3 protein-coding genes and 3 pseudogenes are annotated in these 11,787 nt (G+C 48.4%); all 6 read right to left on the bottom strand.

Annotated elements, in window-relative coordinates; all coding sequences use genetic code 11:
- Positions 1-384 precede the first annotated feature (384 nt).
- A pseudogene (locus tag BN2628_RS16285) lies at positions 385-1,644 on the bottom strand (ribonucleoside-diphosphate reductase, adenosylcobalamin-dependent); the annotation flags it as partial.
- Positions 1,645-2,616: 972 nt separating this feature from the next.
- A pseudogene (locus BN2628_RS16280) lies at positions 2,617-4,346 on the bottom strand (hypothetical protein); the annotation flags it as partial.
- Between the two features lie 393 nt (positions 4,347-4,739).
- On the bottom strand, positions 4,740-6,281 hold the full coding sequence (locus BN2628_RS16270; RefSeq protein WP_257606523.1) for a sulfatase: 1,542 nt from the start codon (positions 6,279-6,281) through the stop codon (positions 4,740-4,742).
- Between the two features lie 9 nt (positions 6,282-6,290).
- Positions 6,291-8,739 (bottom strand): annotated as a pseudogene (locus tag BN2628_RS16265) (glycoside hydrolase family 2 TIM barrel-domain containing protein).
- A gap of 60 nt (positions 8,740-8,799) precedes the next feature.
- On the bottom strand, positions 8,800-10,707 hold the full coding sequence (locus tag BN2628_RS16260) for an alpha-L-fucosidase (RefSeq protein ID WP_021929341.1): 1,908 nt from the start codon (positions 10,705-10,707) through the stop codon (positions 8,800-8,802).
- A gap of 626 nt (positions 10,708-11,333) precedes the next feature.
- Positions 11,334-11,714, bottom strand: coding sequence for a GxxExxY protein (locus tag BN2628_RS16255; RefSeq protein WP_021931575.1), 381 nt, complete (start codon positions 11,712-11,714; stop codon positions 11,334-11,336).
- Between the last annotated feature and the right edge of the window lie 73 nt (positions 11,715-11,787).

Raw genomic sequence — 11,787 nt, 5'->3', positions numbered from 1 at the left:
CTCACCGTAACACACCCCTTAATCCCCTCTCCAGAGGGGAAACATACACACTAAACTCCCCATTATCAAAGAAAAATCAGTATCCCAACCTCCCCTCTCAAGAGGGGAATTATAACTCACTAAACAACTCATTAACAGCAACAAAGAGGCTTCCAAATCTCCCCTCTTGAGAGGGACCGGGGGGTGTATGACATCCGAGCACAGCCTCCTAAAACCAAAAGCAACTGCCCAAAGCAAAAAAATAATACCTCAAAAAAAGCAACAAATAGAAAAAAGCAGAGTGTAGCAAATCCCATTCTTCCCATTCGCTACACCCTGCCTTATTATATCCTCCGTTTAGAAAACCTTACTTTATCCCTAAACAGACAAACGCTAAAAAATATATCACCCGCACTTAGAAGTACCACAAGAAGTACAGATAAGGCAACCCTCCTGATATATCAGAGTCTCCTGTCCACAATTAGGACACCTCTGTCCGTTCGCCTTCGTACCATTCGGCAAATATTTTTTCAAAGCACGTTCCACTCCGTTTTTCCATGTATTGATAGACTGGCTGTCAAGCTCCAGGCCCGATACCAGCTTTATCACCTGGTCGATAGGCATGCCATAACGCAGCACGCCCGATATCAATTTGGCATAATTCCAATACTCAGGATTAAATTTATCCGACAGTCCCTCGATAGTAGTCTTGTACCCCCGCTTATTGATAAACTGGAAGTCGTACCGCTTGCTGCCATCCTCGGCAACAGCCTTGATAATCTTGCCCTTATTTATATTCTTCGGAATCAAGATACCATCCTCATCATCTGCCAGACCGGTAAATATCTCATAAGGATTACCGTCCTTCAAGCCGATAAACGCAATCCATTTCTCCTTATTGTTCTGGAAACGTACCACATCCGCCTCAAGCTCGGTAGGACGTTTCGGGTCGAGATGCACAGGAGCCGTTTCTTTCTTCTCCTCCTTTTTCGTCGCCAGCAACACACCCGAGCGGGAACCGTCACGATACACCGTACAGCCCTTACAACCCGAACGCCAAGCCTCCACATACAAGTTGCCCACCAATTCTTCCGTTACATCCGCAGGCAGATTTATCGTTACACTTATCGAATGATCCACCCATTTCTGAACCCGTCCCTGCATCTTCACCTTCTGCATCCAATCCACATCATTCGACGTAGCCTTGTAATAAGGCGACTTGGCAACCAGCTCATCTATCTCCTCAGGAGTATAATTATCGCGCACCTCATAACCGTTCACCCTCATCCATGTCAAGAACTTGTGATGGAATACCACATATTCCTCAAAAGCATCGCCCGACTCATCCACAAAATCGACACGCACCTGAGGGTCATTCGGGTTCACCTTGCGACGGCGGCGGTACACCGGCATGAACACAGGCTCTATACCCGAAGTCGTCTGCGTCATCAAACTCGTCGTCCCCGTAGGAGCGATGGTCAGACAAGCAATATTGCGACGACCGTACTTCACCATATCATCATACAGCTCCGGGTCAGCCTCTTTCAAGCGATTGATAAACGGATTATCCTTCTCCCGCTTGGCATCATATATTTCAAAAGCCCCTCTCTCCTTCGCCATTTCCACCGACGAACGGTAAGCAGCCAAAGCCAAAGACTTATGTACNCGGTACAATACCGGACTCTTTCCATTACCGGATAATGTATAACCCGTCCAACTTTTGGGGGTCACTTCAAAGGGGTCAGGGGTGTGTAACACCCAAGCACTGCCTCCCAAATCAAAAACAGCCACACAAAGCCGACAAACACCACCTCCTCAAAAAACACCTCAAACCAACCCGAGTACCTCACCGTAACACACCCCTCAATCCCCTCTCCAGAGGGGAAACATACACACTAAACTCCCCATTATCAAAGAAAAATCAGTATCCCAACCTCCCCTCTCGAGAGGGGTCAGGGGGTGTGTGACGTTCGCGCACAGCTACCTAAAAATCAAAAACAGCCACACAAAGCCGACAAACACTACCTCAAAAAAAACTCCTCAACCTAACCCGCACATCTCACCGTAACACACCCCTTAATCCCCTCTCCAGAGGGGAAACATACACACTAAACTCCCCATTATCAAAGAAAAATCAGTATCCCAACCTCCCCTCTCAAGAGGGGAATTATAACTCACTAAACAACTCATTAACAGCAACAAAGAGGCTTCCAAATCTCCCCTCTTGAGAGGGACCGGGGGGTGTATGACATCCGAGCACAGCCTCCTAAAACCAAAAGCAACTGCCCAAAGCAAAAAAATAATACCTCAAAAAAAGCAACAAATAGAAAAAAGCAGAGTGTAGCAAATCCCATTCTTCCCATTCGCTACACCCTGCCTTATTATATCCTCCGTTTAGAAAACCTTACTTTATCCCTAAACAGACAAACGCTAAAAAATATATCACCCGCACTTAGAAGTACCACAAGAAGTACAGATAAGGCAACCCTCCTGATATATCAGAGTCTCCTGTCCACAATTAGGACACCTCTGTCCGTTCGCCTTCGTACCATTCGGCAAATATTTTTTCAAAGCACGTTCCACTCCGTTTTTCCATGTATTGATAGACTGGCTGTCAAGCTCCAGGCCCGATACCAGCTTTATCACCTGGTCGATAGGCATGCCATAACGCAGCACGCCCGATATCAATTTGGCATAATTCCAATACTCAGGATTAAATTTATCCGACAGTCCCTCGATAGTAGTCTTGTACCCCCGCTTATTGATAAACTGGAAGTCGTACCGCTTGCTGCCATCCTCGGCAACAGCCTTGATAATCTTGCCCTTATTTATATTCTTCGGAATCAAGATACCATCCTCATCATCTGCCAGACCGGTAAATATCTCATAAGGATTACCGTCCTTCAAGCCGATAAACGCAATCCATTTCTCCTTATTGTTCTGGAAACGTACCACATCCGCCTCAAGCTCGGTAGGACGTTTCGGGTCGAGATGCACAGGAGCCGTTTCTTTCTTCTCCTCCTTTTTCGTCGCCAGCAACACACCCGAGCGGGAACCGTCACGATACACCGTACAGCCCTTACAACCCGAACGCCAAGCCTCCACATACAAGTTGCCCNCTTCTCCGTACCATACTGCAAGCCCAGAGCAGCCAGCATATCGCCCTCTGCCGTAGTACCCACTCCCGTACGGCGGCCCATCAATGTCTTCGACCTGATTTTCTCCCACAGATGTTTCTCCGTCTGCTTCACCTCTCCCGTTTCCGGGTCAGAAGCCACCTTCTCAAGTATCTTGTCTATCTTCTCCATCTCCAGGTCGATAATATCATCCATGATACGTTGAGCCAGCATCACATGCTTGTGGAAAAGGTCAAAATCGAAATAAGCATCCTTCGTAAACGGATTCACCACATACGAATACAAATTCATCGCCAGCAGGCGGCAACTGTCATACGGGCACAAAGGTATCTCCCCGCAAGGATTCGTCGACACCGTCTTAAAGCCCAAGTCCGCATAGCAATCCGGTATAGATTCCCGGATAATCGTATCCCAGAACAATACCCCCGGCTCGGCCGACTTCCACGCGTTATGCACGATTTTCTGCCATATTTTCTTGGCATCGACACTCTTGGTCACCTTCGGGTTCTTGGCATCGATAGGGTATCTCTGTATAAAAGGCTCCCCGGCAATCGCAGCCCTCATAAACTCATCGCTGATTTTTACCGAGACATTCGCACCGGTAACCTTGCCCTCCGTCATCTTGGCATCGATAAACGCCTCCGAATCCGGATGCTTTATCGACACGCTCAGCATCAACGCCCCGCGACGTCCGTCCTGAGCCACCTCCCGTGTCGAGTTGGAATAACGCTCCATAAAAGGAACCAGGCCCGTCGAGGTCAAAGCCGAATTCTTTACCGGAGTGCCCTTCGGCCTGATATGAGACAAGTCATGACCCACACCTCCGCGGCGTTTCATCAACTGTACCTGTTCCTCATCTACCTTGATAATTCCGCCGTAAGAATCGGCCGAACCGTCCATCCCGATAACAAAGCAATTAGACAACGAAGCAACCTGATAATTATTGCCGATTCCGCTCATAGGGCTGCCCTGAGGCACGACATAGCGGAAATGGTCCAACAACTCCCTCAACTGTGCTACCGAAAGAGGGTTGGCATACTTGTTTTCAATCCGGGCAATTTCGCTCGCCAGTCGCTGGTGCATATCGTCCGGAGTCTTTTCATAGATATTCCCGTAGGAATCTTTGAGCGCATACTTGTTCACCCACACACGTGCGGCCAACTCATCGCCCTTAAAATACTGTAGGGAAGCTTCAAAAGCTTCGTCATACGTATAAGTTTTAGGCTCCACTTTTAATTGATATTTGATGTTTTTCCTTTAATGTTTTTTACACTTGGGTATAGTATAGATTTTGACTGAAAATTTTGACACTGCAAGTTTAATCAAAACATTTTTCATACACAAATAAAAAAGAATATATTTTTAATAGAAAGCAAAGTTTCCCAAAATAAATATTCAACATATTGATAATCACCAATATATCAAATACAAGCAATACCAAAAGTTTTCTTTTTTGTTTTTTCTTATACAAGCCCGGTTTTCTTTTTATAAAACCACGACAACCCGTATAAATACGCCCTTTCCCGCCATATTCCCCACACCGGAGAACGAAAAAAAAGGAGATACCGGCACACACACCCGATATCCCCTTGTCACAATACAGCTTTATTCAAATCAATATCCTCATTTCTTTCCGTCCGGATAAGCCACTTGCTCCCCGCTTCTCTTATCCACAGGCATATTCGCCTTCTGCCGGCGGAGATAGTCGCTCAGCTCGCGCCGCAAGACATCCGCAATCCCGGCATACATCCGGTCATTCATCAAATTATGCCGTTCCGAAATATCCCTGTCCAGGTCATACAAGAAAGACTCACCGTTCTCATAACAATAAATATATTTCATATTACCCTTTATAATCGCACTCTGAGGCACACCCACAATGCCCTTGCGTTCACCCCAATTATTCGGGTAATGGAAAAACAATGACCGCTCGCCCCGGATATTCTTGCCCCGGAGCACAGGCACAAAACTCTTTCCATCCACCCTCTGAGGCGTCCGGTAACGTTTCACACCCGCCATTTCCAAAAACGTAGGGAAAAAGTCCTCCACGATAACCGGCATATCCTCCTCGCTTCCGGCGCAAGTCACCCCCGGCCAGTACACAATCATCGGTTCCCGGATTCCCCCCTCCAGAAGAGAACCTTTGCCGCCCGACAGCGGAGCATTCATGTCATCGCCACGCGAATTTATATATCCCCCGTTATCGCTCATGAAGACGACGACCGTATTTTCCGAAATACCCTTCTCATCCAGATAATCCATCAAATCGCCCAAGCTCTTGTCCATCCCCTCCACAATCGCCGCATACTCGGCCTGCGCTTGGGACAATCCCCGGTTCTTATACCTCTCTATAAAACGCTTGTCCTCCTTATAAGGAGCATGCACCGCATAGTGGCTCATATACAGGAAAAAAGGCTTCTCCTTCACCAGAGCAGTATCTATCAGCCGCTTTGCCTCCAAAGTCAGAGCCTCTGTCAAGAACGTAGACGACCCGTAATACTTCTCCAAGTCGGGAACACCCCATACCTTAGCCCACTCATTGCCGATATTTCCATAATTCTCCTCACCCAGATAACTGCCCATCGCGCCCGCAGCATGGCCGGCCACATTATAATCAAAACCGATGGCCAGCGGGTCGGCAGCCGGAGTATCTATCGATCCGAAATGAGCCTTGCCCACCATCATGGTCGTATATCCGTTCTCCCGCAATATCTGGGGCAGGCACTTGGCATGGAAAGTATGCCCCACACCCTCCACCGGACAAAGCCCGTTATAATTCCACTCCCCGAAATCAAGCACATCGCTGGCACGGTCAGTAGGCGTATCCTTATGAAGCGTCCAGTTCGAAACCCGGTGTTGAGTCACATTCGCCCCTGTAAACAAGCTGACGCGCGAAGGAGAACTGATAGAGCAAGCATACGCATGAGTAAACTTCACCCCTTTCGCTGCCAGTCGCTCCATATAGGGCGTACGATACAATTCATTCAAGCTGGTTTTCTCCGGTCCGAAAGGCAGAGACGTATCCTGCCACCCCATATCGTCCACCAGAAAAAACAAAATATTAGGCCTCTGGGCCTCACCCCTTGCCATAGCTGCCTGCCCGAGGCTCAAAAGCCCCGTCGACAACCAGACCATCGGAGTTTTATATATCCTGTTTCCTATCATATACATCACTTATTTCGATGTCGACTCTATCTCTATACTTGCACTCTTCAGCCCCTTGCCCGAGACGGTCAATTTTCCGAGGCCGGCTACCTCCTTCGACTGTACCACAACCACCAGCATACCGCTGAAAGTCGTCATCTGAGGCAGGTGGAACTGTTCCAGGCACGTCGGGTCGCCATTACAAGCCGCCCGATAGGCCAATGCACCGGACACCTTGAATTTCAGCTTCTCGGCAGCATCAGGACACAAATTGCCATCCTTATCCACCACCTTTACCGTAACANATCCGAGAAGGCTTGCCGGCCGTATGCACCTCCGTCTCGGCAACCGCCTCGCCTTTCTCATTATACGCCACCACTTTCACCGTTCCCGGCTCGTATTTCGTATCCATCCACATCAAGCGATAACGCTTCTGCCGCTTAAACTCCGCCATAGAAGTCGAGTCCGCACTATTCTCGGCCGTCACGCTCAAGTCCTTGGTGCGCTTGCCCTGGCTCTTCCCGTTGATAAACAACTCCGCCGTCGGATAATTAGTATACACGAAAACAGGAGTAACCTCCCCCTCGCGACCCGGCCATGTCCAATGCGGCAACACATGAAGCGTCTCCTCATCCCGGTTCCAATGGCTCCGGTACAAATAAAAACGGTCTTTGGGCAGCCCTGCAAGGTCTACGATACCGAACAAAGAAGAGTGACTGGGCCAGTCCGTATAATAAGGTGTAGGCTCGCCCAGATAATCAAATCCCGTCCATACGAACTCACCGATACCCCACGCATTATCCTCGTGCCAAATCCAGTCATCCTCAGGCAAGTTAGACCACCCGCAATGTTCCACATCATAAGACGAAGACTGATGATCATCATATTTCTTCATCGACTGGCGCACCACAGGAAACTTATACACACCCCGGGAGCTGACTGTCGAAGCCGTCTCACTACCCAATATTATCTGCTGCGGCAACTTCTTGTAATTCTCCGGATACTTGTGTGGACGATAATTAAAACCCGCCACATCCATCACAGCCGCCATATTATTATTCACCACCGCGTCAGGAGCGTCCATGCCCTGCGTCACAGGACGAGTAGGGTCTTCACGATGGCACACATCCTGCAACATCCGCGAAAGCTTCGGCCCGTTGTCCCCGTTCCACTGGTCGGGCACCTCATTCCCGATACACCACATCACCACGCTCGGGTTATTACGATAATGCCGCACCAGATGAGTCAAGTCCTTCACAGCCCACTCGTCAAACACCTTATGATAGCCATTCGCCATCTTCGCGGCCTTCCATTCATCAAAAGACTCCACCATCAGCATCATCCCCATTTCATCACAAGCCTCCACCAGTTCCGGAGCAGGCATATTATGAGAAGTACGTATCGCATTGCAACCCATATCCTTCATTATCCGTATCTGGCGGCGGATAGCAGCCATGTTTACGGCACCCCCCAGCGGGCCCAGGTCATGATGATTGCACACCCCTTTGAATTTTGTCATCTTCCCGTTCAGGAAAAAACCCTTGTCCGGCACGATTTCCAGCGTACGTATGCCGAAGCGGGTAGTATACGCATCCTTCTGCACATTACCCTCATACACCTTCGACTCTGCCGTATACAAGACAGGCGACTCCGGACTCCACAACTCAGGATGAGCCACAGCAAACTCCTGCTCAAACATCCCCTTGTCATAGACGCTCAGACGGCTCTCGCCCGTAGCCACAACCCGGCCGGTACCGTCCTTTATCTCCGTCACGATGCGGTAATTATCCTTATCAGCCCCTTTCGGTGTCACCAAAGACGTCTTGACACACACCTTGGCACACTCGTCCGTAACCACCGGAGTAGTGACATAAGTACCCCACGTAGGCACATACGCATCCTCAGTAATCACCAAGTGCACATTACGGTACAACCCCGCACCCGGATACCAGCGCGATGACTCCCTGTCGTTCTCCAGGCGCACAGCCAGCTCATTCTTCCCTCCCGGCTTCAAATACGGCGTTACATCAAAATAAAAAGAATTATACCCATAAGGCCAGTAACCCGCCTCCTGCCCGTTCACATACACACGGGCATGGCTCATGGCACCGTCAAAGACCAGCGTAGCCGTCTTTCCTGGCTCAAACTCCGGAGCCTCAAAAGCCAGACGATACCAGCCTACCCCCACAAAAGGAAGTCCCCCCGTACGTCCCGCATGCTCCAGAGCCTCTTTCTGTCCATCCTGGACAATCGCCATCTCCTGTTTATCGTTATCGATACTGAACGGGCCATATATCGCCCAATCATGGGGCACGACCACATCCTGCCATCTACTCACATCCAGATTCTCTTTCCAGCCTTCAGCCACCTCGCCTTTGGTAAACTTCCAGCCTTTTTTCAACGTGTACTCCTTTCTACCCGTCGCATTCACCGAGGTACAAAACGCACAAACCAATAACAAACCGATAATTTTTCGCATACAATATAATACATTAAAAAAATATTTACATCTATTCCATTCACCATTCGATAAGCAAGACTACTTCACGAGAATACCCAATTCCCCGACGGTGACAAAATCCCGGTTATCGATTTCTGTCAAAGCCTCGAATTTAAAATAACGCGCCTGGCAAGGAGTATCAAAACGGACAAACTGAGCCACAGGATTATGCATAATATTGCTGAACTCGCCGCTGCACTTGCACTCCTTCCAGTCGGTACCGTTATCACTCACAAAAAACTTGTAATTATACACCGTCCCCGACTTATCCTCACCGTTCCGAGGCAGATAGCTGAAACCCGTTATCTTATAACTCTTGCCCATGTCCACGACCATCTGCTTCACGCCTTTACCCTCCGTACTTTTCCAGAAAGTATCGCCGTTGCCATCTATCGCAGCCTTGGCAGCCGTCAGGTCACCTCCCGTAGCCGAGACCACCTTCCAGTCTTTCACCGGTACCTCACTGAGCACCAAGTCCGATTCCCCTTCCCGAATCTCCTCGATACAGAAAGCAGCCACCCGTTTCATATTCACCCGGCCCCGGGCAGACGTTACGCACACCCTCAACGCCGAAGCCTCACATTCAGGAAAACGCAACAGCCTCTTATATCCGACCGTCGTCCCTTCGGCCACACGCTTCCACTCGCCATTCACTTGGGCATCCACAGCAAACGCCTCCACGCGCTGCCCCTTAGCCACATCCTCGCACAACATCACCGTATTCACCGTAGCACCCTTCCCCTGCACTTTATACATTTGGGGCGTCCCCACAGTCAGCACCCTGTACTTGTCACCGTCAGCAAGCAAGCTTCGCGACAAGTTCCGGGACACATAAGCATTCAATTCCCGGATACGGGCCGCGTCCGTCTCATGTATCAGCCCCCTCTTATCAGGAGGAATATTCAAGAGAAGCACCGAGTTCCGCCCCACCGAAGTAAAATAAATATCCACCAGTTTCGACAAAGACTTCACCTGGCTGTCCTCCCGGTCATGGTAGAACCACCCCGGACGTATCGACACATCCACCTCCGACGGATACCAGAACAACTCCTTCGCCTTCGCTATCAACTCTAAGCTTCCCAGCTCCTTCGCTGTCCCATATATGCCCAGCCTTTTGTTCTCGGCATCAGCACGCTCATATCCGCCCGGTACAAGAGCCGTTGCACTCCATTCCGTCTCACGGCCTTCACCCTTCTCATTACCTACCCAGCGCACATCATCACCCATGATAGCAGTCACGGCATTAGGCTGTAGCCGGTGTATCGTTTCATAAAAACGGGCCCAGTCATACACCTGCTTCTTCCCGTTGGGACCCTCGCCGCATGCCCCGTCAAACCACACCTCATGCACCTCACCGTAGTTGGTCAGCAATTCGGTCAACTGGTTTACAAAAAAGTCGTTATAACGAGGCGAGTCACCATAACACTCCGCATTACGATCCCACGGAGAAAGATACACCCCGAATTTCATCCCGTATTTGTCACAAGCATCCCTCAACTCCCGCACGACATCGCCCTTGCCGTCTTTCCAAGGAGAAGACGCCACCGAATGAGCCGTCGTCCGAGTAGGCCACAGGCAAAAACCGTCATGATGCTTCGCCGTAAGAATCACCATCTTAAAGCCGCCCTCCTTCAACGTCTTCACCCACTGCTCCGCATCGAGCTCCGTCGGATTGAACAACTTCGGGTCTTCCGAGCCATCGCCCCACTCCCGTCCCGTAAACGTATTGATGCCGAAATGCAGGAAAGCCGTCATTTCCAGCTCCTGCCAAGCCATCTGGCGGGCATTGGGAACCAAGCGCGAAGCCATATCTATCTTCTCGGGAATAGTCGCCCCCGGTGGGAAAGCCAAATGCTTCACATAGTACTTTTCGCCATTCTTCGCCACCGTCAGGCCCCCCAAAGAAAGCAAGATAAATAAAGACAAAATTCGACTGAAATATTTCATATTTAACAGGTATTATTTTAACAAAAACAGGTACAAACCTCTGAATTCCAAATCTTAACTAATTTATAAACAAACACTTTAAAAAACACTCGCACACAGCCATACGCACCATGTCGCCTCCATTCATCACCAGCACCCAAAAGATGTTACCACCTGCCCACAAAAGGCCTCCGGCCCTTTCCGCCAAAGCTCAACCACCTTTCCTGGCTCTACGCTACAAAGATAATATTTTTATTAACAATTAAAAATTTCAGCCCCACTTTCACACTCCCCCACCGGACAATACAAAAACAAAGCAAGTTTCTATTATCTTTAGACAGAAGAACAAAAGAACATAAGATTTATTTATACCAATCCTCCTATTCTAATATCCTCTTTTGTCCTTGTGTTCTTCTGTCCCAAAAAAACAGTTCGCGACAGACAAATTCTTATTATCTGTAGACAAAAGAACTGAAGAACAAAAAAATTTATTTCTACCACCCCCTCTAATTTCTATATCCTTCTCTTTTGTCTTTATGTTCTTATGTCAAAAAAATAATACCCCTTTTGTCCTTGTGTTCTTCTGTCTGAAAATATATGTCCTTCTCTCCAAAAAATTATATCTGAAAAAAACAACATATTCGTTCCTATGCATTATTTTTATACTCTCTGAATTTCCTTTTTATCTCAATACGTTCACCCCCGAAATTTATTAATAAGCCGTGGTCTGTATGAGTAGCAGTCAAATAATTTACCAATTGAGTCTCATGTATAGGAAGAAGATGCTGTACCGCTTTAAGCTCAATGATTATTTCTCCCTCCACGATAATATCCGCCCTGAATTCGCCCACAATTTCATTTTTGTAATACACATTTATAGGCATTTCCATATCTGCTCGAATACCCTTTTCCTTTAATTCTATCAACATTGCTTTCTGATAGACACTCTCAAGAAAACCCGCAGAAAGCTGAGTCCTCACATCATAAGCACACTGAATAACAGCCTTTATCAGACTCTCTATCTCCATACCTATCCTATATCTTTATGTTCTTCTGTCCAAAAAAATAAGACAAAAACAAAAAAGCAACCCACCTGATATC

This window comes from Gabonia massiliensis, from assembly GCF_001403595.1.
Lineage (GTDB): Bacteria > Bacteroidota > Bacteroidia > Bacteroidales > Coprobacteraceae > Coprobacter > Coprobacter secundus.
Note: the sequence above shows the minus strand (reverse complement) of the source record. Positions and strands in the feature narration are given on the sequence as shown.